The sequence below is a fragment of the Thalassobacter stenotrophicus genome, assembly GCF_001458315.1.
In the GTDB taxonomy this organism is placed as follows: Bacteria; Pseudomonadota; Alphaproteobacteria; order Rhodobacterales; family Rhodobacteraceae; genus Thalassobacter; species Thalassobacter stenotrophicus.
The window spans coordinates 99,771-115,698 of the sequence record NZ_CYRX01000008.1; the positions used below are offsets into that span (position 1 = coordinate 99,771).

Sequence of the window (15,928 nt, forward strand, 5' to 3'; positions counted from 1 at the left end):
AAGGATTAACCGATGACCAACCCCGCAATTCTTCCCAGCCGCAACACCGATTACGGGTTCTTCGGAACCCTGACGACCTGCCCGGAGCGGGACAGGCGCACGAGCGACGTCTGGATCTTGGCCAGCCGTCTCATTGCCCAAGCCATCAACGCCACCTCCGAGGAGGAGATGATCGGCATTCGCGACTTCCTCGATAGCCGCTCGGGGCGGCATTTCGCGGACGAGGTGGTTGGCGCGCTGCAGTGTGGTGCGCCGGATTGCGAAGCCGCCATCACCGCCGCCATTGCCAAATGGCAGGACTGGCGCATCACCCGCGCGACAGAGCGCACCGACGGAATCCCCGCAGGGCTGCCTTACCTTACGGGCTGGGTTCAGCATTTTGCGGTCACCGCTGCAATGGAAGAGCAGCACTGAACTTGAGCCGGACCCGTTCAGCCCGCCCGCGTGGCGGGCTTTCGGCAGTAGAAGGCGTTGCACGCTGCCGCGCCGAATTGCCGGAGAGCACCATGGCCAAGGCCGCAAATACCACGAACCCCCAAACACCCGAGGATCAAGACGCCTCGGCCCCCAAGCCCCAGAGGGTCACCAAACAGCAGATCATGATCGACATGCTGTCGCGCCCGGAAGGCGCAAGCATCGAAGAGCTGATCGAGGCGACCGGCTGGCTTTCACATACCTGTCGAGGCGCCATGTCAGGCGTGCTCAAGAAAAAGCTGGGGCTGACCATAACCTCCGAGAAGGAAGGTCAGCGTGGGCGGGTCTATCGGTTAACGTAAGCCCAGCCCACCGCCGCTCTGCGATGCCCGATCAATAATGGAAGCGCAGCTGAGCGATTTCCAAGCTTTGGTGATCTCCTGAGCCGCTGACGCGGTAGACCATCCTATCTTCATGCGAAATCCTGCGCGACCACCAACCCGAGAGGTCTCCCCGCAAAGGTTCAGGTTTGCCTACGCCCTTGAAGGGCGTGCGTTGGCATTGCTTGATAAGTTCATTGATCCTATCACGGACCTTGGGATTGTTATCAGCCCAATACAGATAATCTTCCCAAGCTTCGTCAGAAAAAACCAGCTTCACTCCAGCAACTCACGCGCTTCCCCACCCTCACCATCAAGCTGGCTGATGGCGGACCGCAAACGGGAAGCATTGCGTGGGTTCGACAACAAATGAAGCGTTTCGTTAATCGCGCTCCAGGCTTCCAGAGACACGACGACGACGGCCTCGCCCTTCTTCCGCGTTACGATGACTTCTTCTTTGTCGTTGATCGCGCGATCCATCACAGACTTGAGCTGTGCACGCGCATCCGAATAGGTCATGACGTTCATAGTGGCTCTCCCGAAAACGCTCAATATATGTACGATATATTGTACGATTTCAAGGGGCCAGGTTTCGGTTCGGCGCGGTGGTAGGTCCTCAGCCGTGCATTTCAGCATCAACCGGCCCGGTCTCGCCGGAGTTCAGCGCGTCAAAACTCTGTCCGCTGCTTTCCAGCACCGCGGTCTCGCCCGTGAACTCCTGCCAGCGACGGACAATGACATCGACGTATTTCGGATCAAGCTCGATCAGGGACGCGTGGCGCCCGGTCTTTTCCGCTGCGATCAGCGTGGTGCCACTGCCACCAAAGGGATCGAACACCAGATCACCCTTGCGGCTTGAATTCCGGATCGCGCGTTCCACGAGGGACACCGGCTTCATCGTCGGATGCAGATCATTCTTGTGCGGCCGCTCAATGTTCCAGACATCGCCCTGGTCGCGATCGCCGCACCAGTGGCGTTTCACGCCCTCGGGCCAGCCGTAGAGTATCGGCTCGTATTGCCGCTGGTAGTCCGCGCGGCCCAGCGTGAAGCGGTCCTTCGCCCAGATGATGAAGGTCGACCAGTGCCCGCCGGCGGATTTGAACGCCGCCTGCAGCGTCTGCAATTCGCTCGATGACATGCAGATGTAAACGGCGCCGTCGGTGTGCGCGTTGATCAGCACACAAGCATCATAGAGAAACTGCCCAAAGCCATCGCCCAAGGCATCGTTCTTGATCCGCCGCCCCTTGCCGGCCTTTTCGGCGCCAACGCCGCCTGCGTAGTCCACATTGTATGGCGGATCGCAAAAGCAGAGGTCGGCTTTCACATCGCCCAGGACCTTCTGCACGTCGGTGGCAACCGTACTGTCGCCACAGAGCAGCCGGTGCTTGCCCAGCACCCAGAGATCACCAGGCCGCGTGACAGGCGCTTCGGGCACCTCTGGCACGTCATCGGGGTCCGTGAGGCCGCCTGTGGTGTCGATTAGCGCGTCAGGCAGGATCTCGGCGAGGTCTTCGGCGCTGAAGCCAATCAGCGACATATCCTCGATCCCGAAATCCTCGCGCAACTCCCCAATCTCGATGCGCAGCATCTCCGGGTCCCACTCGGCGATTTCCGCGAGACGATTGTCGGCCAGCGTGTAGAGCCGCCGGTCTTCTTCCGCCCAGCCGCGCGCGACCATCACTGGGACCTCGGCCAAGCCCAGCTGGGCGGCGGCCATCAGCCGGCCGTGGCCCGCAATGATCGTGCCGTCTTCCGCCACCAGCATTGGGATGGTGAAACCGAACCGCTCCATCGAGGCCGCGATCTGGTCGATCTGTTCCGGTGGATGTTGGCGCGCGTTTTTTGCGTAGGGGACCAAGTCGGCCACCTGCCACATCTCGACCTGTGCCGCGGGCCAGGCCTGCGGGGTGATTTTGGATTGGACTGTCATCGGGATCCTGTCGGGCATGGGCCAACGCCCCACTGAGACGAAACCAACCGCAGGGGGTCATTTCGGTTCGCGGAAAGCGAAACGGCCATGTTTTATTGGGGTTCGGCGCGTGTGAACGGGGCTCAACAAGCGCGAAACGAAGTGGATTTCAGGGGGGTACGTTTCGCCAATTCGAGGCCTAAACCCCTGATTTCATTGAGGCGGACCCTCTTTGAAACGAAGCGAAATGGATTTTTGAAACGAGAAAAAACGCTCAAATATCGCGAGGCGGCGGCCCCGCATCGAACTTTCTCTCAGAAGGGACCCAAGGGGTCCCCCGTCCGTCTGTGTAGTGGCCTGTCAGCGTGCTGTTTGGCCCGTTGCAGGTGTTTTATCGCAGCCAAGACTCGCGGTCCAACAAATAAATGTCCCGCTGTTATCTTTTCTTGTTGCCATTGGAAAGACTCACCTTTTTTGTCCCGCTCGGCCGTCACACGTCCAAAAGCTGCTCAATTTGACGTGTGGCCTCGGCCAGCACATCGGGTTGCGCCGCCTCAAATGCGTCGCGTGTCGCGTCCTGCACCATCTCTTTCGGGATGGCTGGACCAAACATTTTCCGTATCGGCAGCCGGGCACTCCCCTCTCGAACGAAGGCGTTGTTGGCAAGCGAGCCCACGAGGAAGGCACTGTCAAACCGCTGCCAGCGGCCCCAGGGCTTGGCTCGCACACCGTAGGCAAACTGTCGTGGGCTGAAATGCGACAGGCCCAGATAATCGCCGCGGGCCTCGATCGTGTATGTCAGGTTAGAGAACGTCGATCGGATCGAACGTGTCTCACGGTTGATGAGCGCGGCCTTTGCACCTGTTTGTTGACGAAGGGCACGGCGCACCTGGGTGCGGACCTTGTTGCCCTCGCTATTCAGCGCACGATTGAAGGCCCGTGTCGCCGCCTGTTCACTCAGTCGGGCGACCGCGGCTTCGAAGTGAATGCGGGTCTGATCGAGATCGCGGATGATGACATTCACGGACCCTGCCTTCCACGCACACGACACCGAGTATATCGTTTTTATAGCCCTGGAAAATTTTTCTGTCTCGCTTTCCGATGTCCCGCTGAAAAGTGTCCCGCAGGAACGAAAGGGGTTGACAGGGCGGCCGTGACGCAACCGCCCCGACGTTCACACTGTCTGCTCAATCACAAACTCCATCGACCGCTTGCGCGGCACGGTTCTGCCGTTGAGCTTCCAGACGATCACGGCCAGCCCGTACTCGTGCCGTCTGTTAGCAGCTGATCGGCTGATGCCATGGTGCCAGCTGATTTTCTTCCAGGCGTCGCGGTTGGCGCGCGCCCAGAGGATCTGGCCGATATCCTTGTCCACCCACCGCAACCAGAGCATCGCCTCATCGGCCTGCGTGATCATCCGCGGCGATGGCAGCGGCTTTTTCATCCGCGGCTCCTGCTCGACTTGATCGGCGAAGGTGGAAACGTATTCCGGCCAAGCGCTGACGTAACCCTGTGGGCGGACCGGCGGCATGGACCGCATCACATCCGCAGCGAGGTCTAGCCGGTCGGCTACCATTGCCCGTGTCCATTCATCGGCCATGACGTACCTCCTTTACGGCTGGCAGCTTGCCATAAAGTTTTTCGCCCAGCTGGCGAACCAGTTCACGTTCGGGCCAGGTGAGCCGATGATCGTCGAGCGAGACCGCAAGCATGTGCTGCTCATGCCAGCCATCGCGCTTGACCTGGTCAGGGTCACGGCGATTGCCGCCGTAACCCTTCGGAGTGAAGCGCATACCCATCAGGCCAGCCCTCCCTGTGTTTCGAGCGCCCAATGCAATATGGCGATGGCGTCCGCCTCGTTGTCATCCACGGGACTATAGCCACGAGATTGTGCCGCCGCGATCATGGCCTGTTTGGGCGCATTGCCGTGGCCCGTGGCGTGACGTTTGATGGTGCCCACCGGCACACCCTGGTACGGCACACCGCGCAATTCACCCCAGCTAGTCAAAACCGCCAGCAGGCCTCCAAACACGTGAGCCGCGTCGGTGCCTGCGTGACGACGGACCTCTTCGAAGTAGATTGCCTCGATTGGACCAGACAGGCGATCGATCTCGGTCAGCCAGTTCGTGAAGCGTAGGTAGCGCATACCGCCACCGTCGTAGCGGCCGGGCTTGAAACTGACGGTGCCGCTGGTGATGAGGCCATCGAAGCCACGGATGGCCCAACCGGTTGTCGTGCCGAGATCAAGGGCAAGGATCGTGCGTGAGGGTTCTGCCGGCATCGGCATTTTCGGGGTTGCGCCGAAATCGGCGCTGGCGAGAGTCAGGTCAGCCATGTGTGGTCTCCTTTTCGGGTGGGCTGCTCGGGTGGAAGACGACGGTGGTCATGTGCTTGGCGGTGCGGGCCGCCGTCGTCAGATTGAATTGGAAAGCTGGTGGCCTCATGGGTCGAGATCCTTCAGCCAATCGGGGCGTGGGGGCCTTTGGGGACCTACATTTTGAGGTCCCCACCGAGGTCCCCACGTGTAAGCCTCTGTTTTTACATCGATTTGGGGACCTGGGGGACCTTGGGGACCTTTTCCCGGGTCATCTCTATCGTGCGCGTGCGCGCGCATGCGCGTGTGCGAAGGGGCCGAAATAGGTCCCCCAGGTCCCCAAGGTCCCCATTTCTCATTCTTTTCAATATCTTGGCCGTGGGGACCTCCGTTTTCGAGGTCCCCACCTGAGGCCAGAGGTCCCCCAACCACAGGTTGATTGGGCATTTTCACAGCGGCGTTAGCCTCACAGATCTCGAGTTGCCACCGTGTTGTCTTGTGCAACACACCTGCTTTGCGCACGCGAACTGCGCGTGTTTCCAACCGGAACACCCGATCCCGCATGCGCGAAATCGAAATTCCAAAGGCCGTTTTCTGCGCACGCTCCGTCCCGCCGCTCATGGGCGGCGCTGGGTCGCAGAACGTGGCAACATCGAACAGGTCCACTGCCCCGACCGGCGCTGTCCCAAACCGATCCCACCATGCTGCGATGAACGCGCTCCAACCCGCGCCCTCGCTGTCGGAAGCCGCCATCATGTCTTCAAGGTTCGTCAGGAAACCCGGGATGCCTGCGGTTTCCAGTACGCCACCAATGACCTGCGCCCAGTTCTCATAGGACCCGATGGTCTTGCTGCCGCGCGGCTTGCCAGCAGCGATCCAAGCTTGGCAGAGCGTCAGGCACGCGGCCACGATGCGCGCACGGTTGGCGCGGATCCAGACCATGAGGTCAGGATGGCGGAAACCTGCGCGCTGCCAGGGACGCTCAACATTGGCATCGAGTCGGATGCGCACGAGGCGACGGGCCATCTCGTTTGAAAACTCGGGGTTGTTGCCCGTGGCGATCCACAGACAACGGATCGGCAACCGGGTCATTTCCGAGGCCCCAAGCACGCGGTCCTCCCAGAAGGGAGCGGTCAGTGCGGCTGCAACGGCAGAACTGTCGAGCTTGGCCCGCAGGTTGTCGATCAGGATGATTGAGGGGATCTGGCGCAGCTTGGCTGTGACACGCTTGCGCCATTCCTCGTCGTCGCGGCCCTCGGTCATGACGCTGGCACCGGTGCCGGTCAGGATGGTGGCCACGGCGTCAACCATGAGCGTGGCGCCCGTGCCGGGCGTGGGCTTTTCGATCAGGTGCAGCGGCGTAGGCCCGTCGACCATGCCGCGCAAGAACCCAAGAAGCAGGAGTGCCACCACATGCGCGCGTTCCGCCTCACTGGTAAAGGGGAAGTCGCCGAAGAGGTCCTCACAGATCAGCTCGCGCGCCGCAGCTATCTCCGCTTCTGTGGGGCGCTTCGGGATATCTGGCACGGTGAAGCCCGGTGCCGGGACATAGAGCAGACGTGCGTCCGGATGATAGCCCGGCGCCGTGATCAGAGTGCCGCTGCGGCCTAAGACGGGCGTGTTCACGATGCCTGTGAGCACCGGCAGTGCGGGATCGGGCGTGGCGAGCACGGATTTGACTGTGGCGACCGGCGGCGGCGCGGGCAGCAATTCCCCCTTGGCGTTTTCGCGGACCCAGCGGGCGAGACGTGCCAACATATGCCGCAGGCGTTCTTCATTCAGGATCGTGGCGACGGGTCGGCCTTCATCATCCGGTACGACCCAGGTCGGCTGCCCGGCAAAACGGAAGACCCAAGGCGTGCGGTTCGAGGCCATGACCACGCTCCAGACCTGCGCCACGGCGCGGCCGAGATCGCCCTCATCAGCGCGCAGGACGGGGATATCATTGCCGCTGCCTTGGTAATTCAGCGGCCGGTGCTGGCCAATTTGCAGCACGGCGTCGGCATCGACTTCCTGTTCGGTGGCCGCGATGAGCTGAGCGACGGGTGCTGAACCGGCTCTTAGCAACATGTCGTTGAAGTCCTCGCCCTCCTCAGGCGGGATTGCGATGGCGACGTCGCGGCCCTGAGCGCGTAGGCGGCGAGCACTTGCCTCGGCGGCCCGCAGACCGGCGCCGGATGCATCATGATCGGCGAGGATCAAGATGCGCTGTGCCGCCGGGGGCAATTCCACCTGCTCAAGTCCTGAGGTGGAAAGCGTCGCCCAGACCGGCAGATCCGGGCACGCGGTCATCACCGCCAGACCGGTTTCTATGCCTTCACAGAGTGCGACACGCCCGTCTTTGCCGATCGCGGCCAGTCTGACCGCGCCCCCGGCAATGCGGCCCAGCATCATCTTGGGCTTTGCAATTGGGGCTTTGCGCACCTCGTTCCCATCAGAAACGAGGTAGGTGCGATGCAGTCCGATGACCTGGCCGCTGCGATCGCGCACTTGGCCTAGCATGGCGGCAAAACCGGTCTTGGTTTCCCAATGGGTCAAATCATCATGGAACAGGAGGTCGCTGTCCGTCGGCAACGCCAAACCACGCCCTTGCAGGTACTGCGCGGCAAGCGTTTGCCTAATGGACACAGCGCGCGACATAATGTGCGCAATGTCCTGCGCAACATCACGTTTCGGCGCCGGTTTGGATACGGGCGCCTGACGAGCGGGAGCCCCTGGCAGAACACCTGCTGTATCCGCCGCCTCAACGATCAGATCACGCCCGGTCAGACCTGTCCCTTCTTCGATCGTATTGATCGGCCCGCCACCTGTGTTTCCATCGAAATCAATCCAGTCGCCGGCATGCGGACCGCGCAGGGCGATAACGCAGGAGCCGGTGTTGCGCGGTGCATCGCCGCGGATATTGGCCAGCCGCCATTCATCACCGACACGTTTACCTTTCGGAAACAGCCGCGGCACCCACGTCTCAGCAGTTTCGCGTAGGCGTTGCACGATCATGTCAAGATCGTAGCGGGGTTGCGGACTGACCAACGGTTCGATGTCGTTCAAGTCAAGCATGATTGGCCCCATTATTCTGACGCTCAGCAAGAAAAGGCTCTGTCTGATTAAGGTCCAGAACGAGAGAGCAGCCCATCAGCTTATGCGCGGGAGCCTTGGGCATCCTGCGTGCAGGCAACAAACCACGCCTCTCCAGATTGAGCGCATAATGGCGAGAAACTCCAAGAAACCGCGCAATATCGCCGATTAACGCGGGTTGCCCTTCGAACTCGTACCATTGAGTTGTCCGCTTATTCCGCGCCTGAACAATTGGCGGAACCCAAACGCAATTCCCGGGCTCATAACCTCGATCGGGATCAATTCGATCCAGGGTCCAGCTAGGATTGGGTTTGCGACCCACATCTTTTAGGAATGCTTGGAAGCTCTCGCTCCAGCGACGGCACATTCGAATGCCACGTGCACCGTAGATTTGATAGGATGAATTGGCCGGATTGTTGCAGCGCTTTTTTGCTCCAAGCCAACACATGTATTCGGTTGATGGCTGGCCACCCTGAGCATGACCATGAACCCTTGCCACATCACGCGCGAGACAACCGCAACTACGACTGCCGCCTTGATCAGAGCTGAGCGCCAGCACAAGGCTCTGTTCAAGCACGTCTTTCTGCGTTCCGCAGACGCAGCGACACTTCCACCGGGCCCGATGGCGACCTGAGCGTGAGATCAAATCATCGGCTCGCCCGATAACGAACCACCGATGAACCTGCATAGCCGCACATATTTTGGTTTTTTGGCTCTTTATCATGACAGTATGACCAACCCCCTGTTCGCCCGGGTGATGGCCGTGTAGAGCCAAAGGCTGTACTCCTCGGCGCTCCGGCCGAAGCCTTCATCGAACACCACAACCGTTTCGAAGGAGTCACCTTGTGCCTTGTGACAGGTTATGGCGTAGCCCCAGCTACTTTCGATCAAACCACGACGTGTCGCCCATTCATGGCGGTGACGGCTTGGGTCGAAGAGGACGTGATCATCGTATTCTCCGCGCCAGAAATCCTGCTCGCCGGCAATCGTATCGCCGTCCTCGGTCTGGATCTCAGCGCGAAACGCGCGCGGATTATGCGGATGGGCGCGCACATCGCTCAGCGTCAGGAACATGCCATTGATGAGCCCCAGATCGTGGCGGTTGCGCAGGCAGATAATCTTTTCGCCCGCGCCCGTGGGGTAGTCCGCAACAAATCCGGCGGCCTGCTTCATGGCCATATTGAGACGGCGGCGCGTCGCGTTCTTGCTGCAGATCACCTGACCTCCGCGCAGGAGCTGCGCAGGTGTCACGTCATGACGCGACATTTTCCAAACATTCTCGTCGAAGGCACCAAAGGGGATGGGCTGACCCAAGCGAGCCATCGTGGCCAGTCGCAGGATCGGACTGTCCGCGGCTTGGCGATGGATTTCCGACAGCATTACGTCTGGCTCACCTTTGACGAAAAACCCCTCATCCTTGACAGGCGGCAATTGCCCGGGATCGCCTAGAACCAGGATGGGCTTGCCGAAGGCCATAAGGTCCTCGGCCATCTGCTTGCCCACCATCGACACCTCATCGAGCACCAAGAGATCGGCATCGCGCAGGTCAGATTGCGGATTCAGAACAAATTGCGGCTCATGGATGTGGTCGAGCCGAAGTTTCAGCTGGGCAATCTGCGCTTGAGCAAAGCCACGCTCCGCTGGCCCCATGCGCGGCAAGTCGCGTTCCAGAGCCGCGAGTTCCTCGGTCACACGCTCGATTTCTTCGGGCGAGGCTTCGGAATGACGATAAATCAGGCTGTGAATAGTCTGCGCAGGCGTGCCTTTGCGCGTCATCACCAGCATGGCCTTGCCTGTGAAGGCGGCAAAAAGCACGCCGCCAAGACCGCCCGGGGTCATGGGCTCGAGACCAAGCGCCTGAATGGCGAGATTGGTAATCGTGGTTTTTCCAGTTCCGGCATAGCCGAACACCCGCAGGATCTGCTGCTGATGCCGGCGGTTGAGATACCAGTCCCGAATTGTGGAAATGGCCTTCGCTTGCGCCTCTGATACGGTGATGCTCATGGCTGACCCTCCGACCAGCAGTGCAGACTGAAGGGGCAGAAGCGGCAAACGTAGAAATCGGCATGGGATGCGATCCGCGGCAGCAGATCACCGGCATCGGCCGCGCGCAGCACCATGACTGCCTTATCCGAGAGCGCCTGTGCCTCGGCGGCGTCAAGCGGCACATATTCGTGGTAAAGTTCGCAGGTGTCCTTGTTCAGCGCAGTGAACAGCGCGGCATCGAGGCCCATATAGGCCATGTAGATCTGCATCTGCGCGAAATAGACCGGTTTCGAGGCCCGCACGCCTTTCTTGGCAGTGTCGTTCCAGCTTGATGCTTTGAGCGCCTTGTGCTCCCAAAGCACTGGCCAGGAAATTTCAACGTTGGGGCCGCCAACGATGACGCCATCGACATGGCCACGGATGCGCCCACCGGCGGTCTCGAAGCCAAATTGGCCACCGCCGCGCTTTTCTGTGCGCAGGTCAAAGCCGGCCGCTCTCAACCAGCGGATGGCAAGGTCCTCAAAGACGTGGCCGGCTTCGAAGATACGCAAAGTCTGGCCAGCAAATTCCTTGCCAGGATCAACCGGGGTCTTGGTGAATTCATAGACCAGACGACGCGCACAGGGTTCGCCGATCCGGCTGGCACCAAGATAGTCGCGGGGACGTTGGGCATCGCGTTCAGCCACAAGTGCGGCATCGATATGGGCATTGATCCTTGCCCCGAGCGGTACAGGGTCCGTACTCCTGCGCCCGTAGACGAAGCCAGATTGGTGGTTCAGGTCGAGCATTCTCAATTCCTCAAAACGGTATTTCGCCGGCATCAGACTGGCGCTGCATCGCCCCCTGAAACCCGTCCACGCAGGCCTCGATCAGCCGATCGATGTCCTCGGCCGACCGGTCGAAAAAGGCATTCATCAGCCCCATCTCCGTCAGCGCCTCGGCCAGATCGCGCCGCGCCTCGCGGATCGCGCGGATTTCCATGTCGGTCTTGTCAATCATTCCAAAATTCCTCCGGGCGATGGCGCTGCCCACGGTGAGGCAGGCCATCGAACAAAATCGGTGATACGGGTGGCGCTTCCATCGCAGCTGGTGGCAGTAGCCGAAGCCGCGGGCTTCCCGACCGCACAGCGCGCAAGGCACGCAGCGGGCAAATTCAGCGCGGCTCACCCCATGAGCAGCAGGTCGAGTGCTGCGCGTTCCTCTGGATCGGGTCCTCGTGTCCTGCGCTCCGAGGCCAGCACGATGAAGCGGCTGATCGCGTTTGACGCCATGCATTCGAGATCCTTTCGCGTGAGGGTGGCGATGGGGCGGTCAAGCCGCCCCCGCGCTTCCAGCCAGCGCCCCATGGCAAGGGCAGCCTCTGTCGTGACATGCGCCTGCCAGTCATCCGGGCTCATGGGTTCAACCAGGCGGGGCCACCAGCAGGTTTTGCTGCTTCTGCAGATGCCGCAGGCTGACCGCTGGATTGACCTGACCCGGCCGACCAAGCAGGTGTCGAAGCGCTGCCGGCGGGCTGCGATTGCCCCCAAGCCGGCGCTGCGGATACTGGCGCCGCAGCTGCGGGGCGCGGACGGTTCGACGGCTGCGCCGGGACCTGTTCCCCTGCCATGACCTTTTGCCATTCCGGCGCAGTGGGCAGGACCACATGATCGAGCTTGTTGGCATCCTTGTAGGCCGGATTGCGGTTTGGCTCGACCTGGATCTTGGCGACGAAGGTGATGCCGTCGAGATCGGCGAGACCGCGCAGCACACGTTTGGCCTTGGCAGCCTCGCTCATGTCTTCCGGGTTCAGCCCAAGCGCACTGTCGATCATCGCCCGGAACTGGCTTTTTGAGATTTTCCAGCCTACAGACTGGCCTTGCTCGTCGAGCTTTCCGCCCTGGACAGTGAAATTCTGCCAAAACTTGCGCCGGGCAAATGGCCCCTCGGCCACCGTGAATTCGGCATCCACCATCCGCACATCGCTGCCAGGCTGGTTCGAGGATTTGAGAAGGCCGCGATCGACCTCGCTCATGCCGTCCACACCGCCTTTGCGGATGGACATGGTCACTTTGGCGAAGGTGCCATCAGGGATCAGGTCGCCGGCTTGCTGCGGCGCCACGTCGTTCATGTCAAAGGTCATCGAATTATCCTTTCAGGGGTTGATTGATTTTGGAGAGCAACGCGCCCAAATCGGGCGCCTCGGTCATGTCGAGGCGGCCAGACCGATCCTTGGCGGGCAGGCCCCAGGGATTGCCGGAGCGGCAGACAAGGCGGCGCTCCTGGCCTTTGTCCGGATCATGGCGCCATGTGACGCCGCCGTCGGGCGCCTCGTCCCGGCTGAATAGGCTCAGTGTCATCACCTGATCGACGATGCCGGGCAATTCGCGGGCAGCCTTGCCGCCTTCCATCTGCGGCTGCCAGATGGTCCGGTTCATTTCATCGGTCAGCCGTTCGAGGATGCCGACGAAGATCACCGTCTTTCCCGGCGCATGCTGCAGGTGCTTCAAGAGCCCGATCACTTCGCGGGCCAGCAGGCCGTAGGCACCACGGGTATCTGGTTTTCCTGTGCGATCAGAAAGCGCCTCCGGCCGGGTTTTGGCCCAGGCCATCGCCTGACGGGTCAGATCTGTGATGCTGTCGACAAAGACGATGCTTTTGGCATCCAATCGTGCCGCCAACTCCGGGTGTTGCCCGCGCAGATGCGCATAATGGGCCTCGGAAAAGTGCTCATCGGGCTGCGCGGCGGGGTTGGCCCCGCCAATCAGGCAGGCAATGTCGACGGCATCGGCAAAGCGACGGATTGGCAAGCTGTCACCGCGCCAATCCTGAACAGATTTCAGTCCAGCTTCGAGATCAACGCAAACAGTCTGAGCAGCCGGAAGGGTCTTGAGCAGCGTCGTCTTGCCGTAGCCGCTTGGGCCGAACAGCGCCACGGTGGTCTTGCCCTGCGCCTCGGCTAGGCGCTCATCGGCGGAGAGGATGCGAAGGCTCATTCCAGCACCTCGCCGCGCAGATCGGACAACCCGTTCCGGGTCAAGATCGCCTCAAGACAGTCGCCAAAGCGCCATGTCGGGTTTTCAGCCCAGAACTGATCGGCCTGACGCATTGCTTCACGCCATTCCCGCAATGCTGCGCTATCGTTGGCGATCTGCTGATTGCGGATCTCGATGGCCCGGGCAAATTCTGCGCGCGTCAATTGGCGTGTCGAGACAAGGGTCGTGCCTTCAAGATCCATGGCAACGGCCGCTGGCAGTGAAAACGGCAATTCCGTCTGTTCTGGTGCCACCGCTTGTTCGGCCCGGAGTTTCAGACGGCGGGCCCGTGTGTCGATCCGGGTGACAACGCCATCGATGCCAGCAAGGTACTGGCCATCTGCATCGATATCGTCCCAACGGTTGACGGCTGCCTGCCGCTTGTTGATCGCGCGTCCCGCGATCACTTCGCCGACAATCTCGGCGACAACATCATTCAGTCGCATATGTCCCATTCTGGACCTCCTGTTCGTAAAGGGTGCTGAAGTCGGTGAGCCAGGCCGCCGCGCGCCGGATCGGCGCGGTATCGACGGCATGGCGAGACGCGGGCGGGACGCGGCGTACCGACTCCGCGGGGCTTGGCTGTTCATCGATGCGCTCGATGATCTCTTCGATCCGGCCGCAGATCGCGCGATCCTCTTGGGTCCCAAAGACCGCGATCTGGCGCGCCCGCATTTCCGGCGTCAGTGGCGGCGGGCGATCTCGCTCGAGGCGCTGAACGCTTTCCTGGATGCGCTGCAACCTATCGAGAGAACGTTGCAGCCGATCCTCTGCGGCGCGACGGACCGCCGATCGGGTTGGTTCCTCCCCGCGCTCAAGCTTTTGATCCAAGGTGCGGCGCACAATGCCTGGGTCGGCGGCTTCGGCGTCGCGGATAAGGCGCGCATCGTGAACCTGGTCGCGGCGCAGACCGAGATCGGCCATGGTGACGATCGCGATGTCGCCACCAACAGGATTTGGGCCATCGGAATGCGTTTCAACGTTGGGGTCACCAACCTTGAAATTCCGACCACCGCCGTGTCTAGCGACGTCACCACGCTCCTGCGCAGCATCATACTCGTCGGCGAGGCGCCGCTTGGCAGCCGCTTCAATTTCGAGGGCGTCAGCCTGCGCGCGGTGAGCCGCAGCCACGAGATCATCATGGGCGGCTTTTGCGTTTTTGAGCCGCGCGGCCCGTTTGGCGACATCATAGGCCAAACCGGCAGCTTCACGGGCCTCGAGCACTTCTGCCGCCGTTTTGGCGCTGGCCAACATTGTGGCGGCACGATCGATGAGACCTGGGAGGTTCTCGCCGGCCAAGGGAATGGGGGCAAGCGCAGTCATTTCCGCGCCTCCGCCGGCTCCAGCGTGACCTTCAGTGCGCCAACCTTCACGGTGCGCGCAGGCTCGAAGCCGTCACGCCAGGCACCCGGCAGCGCATTGTACTTGCGCTCCGAGACGGTCAGCTTGGTGTCGATGAATTCGGCCGGGTCCTCGCCGCTGTCAGCAATGTTCCGGGCAATCTGCGCAAGTTTCTCCTGGTTCCAGTCGACGCGTTTCGGCAGATCGGCCACCACGGTGTAGTCGCCATCAGCAAGGCGCACCGTGCCGGTATCCTTGCCGCAAGCCCGACGGGCCTCGGCAGCACGTGTGGCGTAGCGCACCTCGAGGGCGGCGCTGAACCGCGCAGTCGCGGCCTTCAACTGCTTGTTTGCGTGATCCAGTTCGCCTTGAAGGGCGGCCAGCAATTCGACCGGCATCTGCGCCAGATCGCCGGTGGGCATATTGAGCATGTCGTCCACGCTCGGGGTGTTTTCTGGATAGGTCATGGGGGTTCCTTTTCGGGGGATGGGTCAGGCGGCGACGGCAGCGAGCTGCGTCACGGCATCAGCGGTTCCGCGCGTCTTGGGCCGCGCAATGGCGAGATAGGAAAACAGGTCCGGTCCAAGGCGCTCTTGGACGAGATGGACGAGGCCTTGGCTTTCGGTCCAAAAGGCCCGCTTGCCCAAGAGGGCCAGTTCCGTGCGCTCATTGTCCCCAAGCTTGGAAAGCCCTGGGAAGGTATCGAGCACCAAGAAGCCGCGGTGGTATTCCAGTCGGTCGCCGGGCAAGGCCTGGGCGACCCAGGCGCAGAACTGGATTTCCGTCAGTGACGCCTTCGCCCGGAATGTGGTGATGGTTGCTGTGGTCATGATCTTGCTCTCCTCGACCTGCTTCTACTCACGCGCTCTGAAAACCGTCCCAGCAGGGGCCGAGACCGTAGGCGGTGAGGACGGGACGAAGAGCGGAGATCCGGCGATAAAGCGTTGAGCGTTTGACAGCGCCTTGGGCGACCAGGTCAGAAACGGTGAGCCGGGACAGAACGCGGCAGAGTTGGCGATCACCATTGCTCAGACGGGCCAGCGCGCATTCGGTCGCAAGCCGTGCATGCTGCATATCGGCGTCAAAAGGGCGCTGGCCGTACCAGCTGGTCAGGCCATCCTCCTCGAGCAGCAGGTTTTTCAGGGGCTCACGGCTACCAGCCATCGGCGCATCAAGTGAAAACATCCACCCGTCCTGCGCCCGCCGCTGACGCTGGATTCGCATCGCGATACGCGATGACTGGTTGCGCAGGGCGATATTGGCGAAGGCGCCAATGCTGCCGCGGCGCGCGTCAAATCCAGGCAAGCGGCAGATGAGATCGAGCAGCAGATCCTGCGAGAGATCCTCGAGGTCAGCTGGCGGCAGGCGCAATTTGCGGTGCAGGCGACGTGCGGCGCGATTGGCCTCGTCGATCAGCGTGACAACGTCGGCGGTCGATAATTTGGGGGGCATGGTCGGGGTCCTCGAAGCTTGATTTCTCTTGCTTCGAATTTCG

At 61.4% G+C, this 15,928-nt stretch carries 22 protein-coding genes; 2 read left to right on the forward strand and 20 right to left on the reverse strand.

Annotated features, from left to right (window positions below):
- Nucleotides 1–12: 12 nt before the first annotated feature.
- Nucleotides 13–414: a hypothetical protein gene (locus THS5294_RS01720; protein ID WP_058122378.1), complete on the forward strand. Its 402-nt coding sequence runs from the start codon at nt 13–15 to the stop codon at nt 412–414.
- A gap of 2 nt (nt 415–416) precedes the next feature.
- Nucleotides 417–776, forward strand: a complete 360-nt coding sequence (locus THS5294_RS18745; RefSeq protein WP_199484378.1) for a DUF3489 domain-containing protein — start codon at nt 417–419, stop codon at nt 774–776.
- A 31-nt stretch (nt 777–807) separates the two neighbouring features.
- Here the strand turns inward: THS5294_RS18745 and THS5294_RS01730 are convergent, their stop codons facing one another.
- The 20 genes from THS5294_RS01730 to THS5294_RS01825 form a co-directional block, all read right to left on the reverse strand.
- Entirely contained in the window at nt 808–1,074 is a 267-nt protein-coding gene (locus tag THS5294_RS01730; RefSeq protein ID WP_058122380.1) for a Txe/YoeB family addiction module toxin, read from the reverse strand.
- Nucleotides 1,071–1,322, reverse strand: a complete 252-nt coding sequence (locus THS5294_RS01735; protein WP_058122381.1) for a type II toxin-antitoxin system Phd/YefM family antitoxin — start codon at nt 1,320–1,322, stop codon at nt 1,071–1,073. Before THS5294_RS01735 ends, THS5294_RS01730 begins: the two co-directional genes overlap by 4 nt.
- Nucleotides 1,323–1,410: 88 nt before the next feature.
- Entirely contained in the window at nt 1,411–2,742 is a 1,332-nt protein-coding gene (locus tag THS5294_RS01740; RefSeq protein ID WP_199484374.1) for a site-specific DNA-methyltransferase, read from the reverse strand.
- A 451-nt stretch (nt 2,743–3,193) separates the two neighbouring features.
- Nucleotides 3,194–3,727 (reverse strand): hypothetical protein, encoded by a 534-nt coding sequence (locus tag THS5294_RS01745; protein ID WP_058122383.1) that lies wholly within the window; start codon nt 3,725–3,727, stop codon nt 3,194–3,196.
- A gap of 150 nt (nt 3,728–3,877) precedes the next feature.
- Nucleotides 3,878–4,303, reverse strand: a complete 426-nt coding sequence (locus tag THS5294_RS01750; RefSeq protein ID WP_058122384.1) for a DUF6362 family protein — start codon at nt 4,301–4,303, stop codon at nt 3,878–3,880.
- Nucleotides 4,293–4,502, reverse strand: a complete 210-nt coding sequence (locus THS5294_RS01755; protein ID WP_425303907.1) for a hypothetical protein — start codon at nt 4,500–4,502, stop codon at nt 4,293–4,295. The genes THS5294_RS01750 and THS5294_RS01755 overlap by 11 nt, the downstream gene beginning before the upstream one ends.
- The gene (locus THS5294_RS01760; RefSeq protein WP_199484375.1) at nt 4,502–5,038 is read right to left on the reverse strand and encodes a crossover junction endodeoxyribonuclease RuvC; all 537 of its coding nucleotides are present in this window, start codon (nt 5,036–5,038) and stop codon (nt 4,502–4,504) included. The genes THS5294_RS01755 and THS5294_RS01760 overlap by 1 nt, the downstream gene beginning before the upstream one ends.
- A gap of 105 nt (nt 5,039–5,143) precedes the next feature.
- Nucleotides 5,144–8,074 (reverse strand): DUF7146 domain-containing protein, encoded by a 2,931-nt coding sequence (locus THS5294_RS01765; protein WP_058122385.1) that lies wholly within the window; start codon nt 8,072–8,074, stop codon nt 5,144–5,146.
- On the reverse strand, nt 8,067–8,669 hold the full coding sequence (locus THS5294_RS18190) for a MerR family transcriptional regulator (protein ID WP_139278647.1): 603 nt from the start codon (nt 8,667–8,669) through the stop codon (nt 8,067–8,069). The genes THS5294_RS01765 and THS5294_RS18190 overlap by 8 nt, the downstream gene beginning before the upstream one ends.
- A 143-nt stretch (nt 8,670–8,812) precedes the next feature.
- A complete protein-coding gene (locus THS5294_RS01775; protein WP_058122387.1) occupies nt 8,813–10,096 on the reverse strand; it encodes an ATP-dependent DNA helicase in 1,284 nt (427 codons plus the stop codon).
- Nucleotides 10,093–10,866, reverse strand: a complete 774-nt coding sequence (locus tag THS5294_RS01780) for a hypothetical protein (RefSeq protein ID WP_058122388.1) — start codon at nt 10,864–10,866, stop codon at nt 10,093–10,095. The genes THS5294_RS01775 and THS5294_RS01780 overlap by 4 nt, the downstream gene beginning before the upstream one ends.
- Before the next feature lie 10 nt (nt 10,867–10,876).
- The gene (locus THS5294_RS01785; protein WP_233486385.1) at nt 10,877–11,077 is read right to left on the reverse strand and encodes a DUF6511 domain-containing protein; all 201 of its coding nucleotides are present in this window, start codon (nt 11,075–11,077) and stop codon (nt 10,877–10,879) included.
- Nucleotides 11,078–11,241: 164 nt separating this feature from the next.
- Entirely contained in the window at nt 11,242–11,475 is a 234-nt protein-coding gene (locus THS5294_RS01790) for a hypothetical protein (RefSeq protein ID WP_058122389.1), read from the reverse strand.
- Nucleotides 11,472–12,200, reverse strand: coding sequence for a hypothetical protein (locus THS5294_RS01795; RefSeq protein WP_058122390.1), 729 nt, complete (start codon nt 12,198–12,200; stop codon nt 11,472–11,474). Before THS5294_RS01795 ends, THS5294_RS01790 begins: the two co-directional genes overlap by 4 nt.
- 4 nt (nt 12,201–12,204) lie before the next feature.
- Nucleotides 12,205–13,053: an ATP-binding protein gene (locus THS5294_RS01800; RefSeq protein ID WP_058122391.1), complete on the reverse strand. Its 849-nt coding sequence runs from the start codon at nt 13,051–13,053 to the stop codon at nt 12,205–12,207.
- A complete protein-coding gene (locus THS5294_RS01805) occupies nt 13,050–13,547 on the reverse strand; it encodes a hypothetical protein (protein ID WP_058122392.1) in 498 nt (165 codons plus the stop codon). The genes THS5294_RS01800 and THS5294_RS01805 overlap by 4 nt, the downstream gene beginning before the upstream one ends.
- On the reverse strand, nt 13,525–14,415 hold the full coding sequence (locus THS5294_RS01810; RefSeq protein ID WP_058122393.1) for a hypothetical protein: 891 nt from the start codon (nt 14,413–14,415) through the stop codon (nt 13,525–13,527). The genes THS5294_RS01805 and THS5294_RS01810 overlap by 23 nt, the downstream gene beginning before the upstream one ends.
- Nucleotides 14,412–14,900, reverse strand: coding sequence for a hypothetical protein (locus tag THS5294_RS01815; RefSeq protein WP_058122394.1), 489 nt, complete (start codon nt 14,898–14,900; stop codon nt 14,412–14,414). Before THS5294_RS01815 ends, THS5294_RS01810 begins: the two co-directional genes overlap by 4 nt.
- 24 nt (nt 14,901–14,924) lie before the next feature.
- Nucleotides 14,925–15,263, reverse strand: coding sequence for a hypothetical protein (locus THS5294_RS01820; RefSeq protein ID WP_058122395.1), 339 nt, complete (start codon nt 15,261–15,263; stop codon nt 14,925–14,927).
- A 28-nt stretch (nt 15,264–15,291) separates the two neighbouring features.
- A complete protein-coding gene (locus THS5294_RS01825) occupies nt 15,292–15,885 on the reverse strand; it encodes a sigma factor (RefSeq protein ID WP_058122396.1) in 594 nt (197 codons plus the stop codon).
- Nucleotides 15,886–15,928: the final 43 nt, after the last annotated feature.

What these genes read in the sequence shown, in the direction of transcription:
- THS5294_RS01720 (WP_058122378.1), top strand. Translation starts at nt 13, where the DNA reads ATGACCAACCCCGCAATTCTTCCCAGCCGCAACACCGATTACGGGTTC.
- THS5294_RS01735 (WP_058122381.1), bottom strand. Translation starts at nt 1,322, where the DNA reads ATGAACGTCATGACCTATTCGGATGCGCGTGCACAGCTCAAGTCTGTG.
- THS5294_RS01740 (WP_199484374.1), bottom strand. Translation starts at nt 2,742, where the DNA reads ATGCCCGACAGGATCCCGATGACAGTCCAATCCAAAATCACCCCGCAG.
- THS5294_RS01750 (WP_058122384.1), bottom strand. Translation starts at nt 4,303, where the DNA reads ATGGCCGATGAATGGACACGGGCAATGGTAGCCGACCGGCTAGACCTC.
- THS5294_RS01755 (WP_425303907.1), bottom strand. Translation starts at nt 4,502, where the DNA reads ATGGGTATGCGCTTCACTCCGAAGGGTTACGGCGGCAATCGCCGTGAC.
- THS5294_RS01760 (WP_199484375.1), bottom strand. Translation starts at nt 5,038, where the DNA reads ATGGCTGACCTGACTCTCGCCAGCGCCGATTTCGGCGCAACCCCGAAA.
- THS5294_RS01765 (WP_058122385.1), bottom strand. Translation starts at nt 8,074, where the DNA reads ATGCTTGACTTGAACGACATCGAACCGTTGGTCAGTCCGCAACCCCGC.
- THS5294_RS01775 (WP_058122387.1), bottom strand. Translation starts at nt 10,096, where the DNA reads ATGAGCATCACCGTATCAGAGGCGCAAGCGAAGGCCATTTCCACAATT.
- THS5294_RS01780 (WP_058122388.1), bottom strand. Translation starts at nt 10,866, where the DNA reads ATGCTCGACCTGAACCACCAATCTGGCTTCGTCTACGGGCGCAGGAGT.
- THS5294_RS01785 (WP_233486385.1), bottom strand. Translation starts at nt 11,077, where the DNA reads ATGATTGACAAGACCGACATGGAAATCCGCGCGATCCGCGAGGCGCGG.
- THS5294_RS01790 (WP_058122389.1), bottom strand. Translation starts at nt 11,475, where the DNA reads ATGAGCCCGGATGACTGGCAGGCGCATGTCACGACAGAGGCTGCCCTT.
- THS5294_RS01795 (WP_058122390.1), bottom strand. Translation starts at nt 12,200, where the DNA reads ATGACCTTTGACATGAACGACGTGGCGCCGCAGCAAGCCGGCGACCTG.
- THS5294_RS01800 (WP_058122391.1), bottom strand. Translation starts at nt 13,053, where the DNA reads ATGAGCCTTCGCATCCTCTCCGCCGATGAGCGCCTAGCCGAGGCGCAG.
- THS5294_RS01805 (WP_058122392.1), bottom strand. Translation starts at nt 13,547, where the DNA reads ATGGGACATATGCGACTGAATGATGTTGTCGCCGAGATTGTCGGCGAA.
- THS5294_RS01810 (WP_058122393.1), bottom strand. Translation starts at nt 14,415, where the DNA reads ATGACTGCGCTTGCCCCCATTCCCTTGGCCGGCGAGAACCTCCCAGGT.
- THS5294_RS01815 (WP_058122394.1), bottom strand. Translation starts at nt 14,900, where the DNA reads ATGACCTATCCAGAAAACACCCCGAGCGTGGACGACATGCTCAATATG.
- THS5294_RS01820 (WP_058122395.1), bottom strand. Translation starts at nt 15,263, where the DNA reads ATGACCACAGCAACCATCACCACATTCCGGGCGAAGGCGTCACTGACG.
- THS5294_RS01825 (WP_058122396.1), bottom strand. Translation starts at nt 15,885, where the DNA reads ATGCCCCCCAAATTATCGACCGCCGACGTTGTCACGCTGATCGACGAG.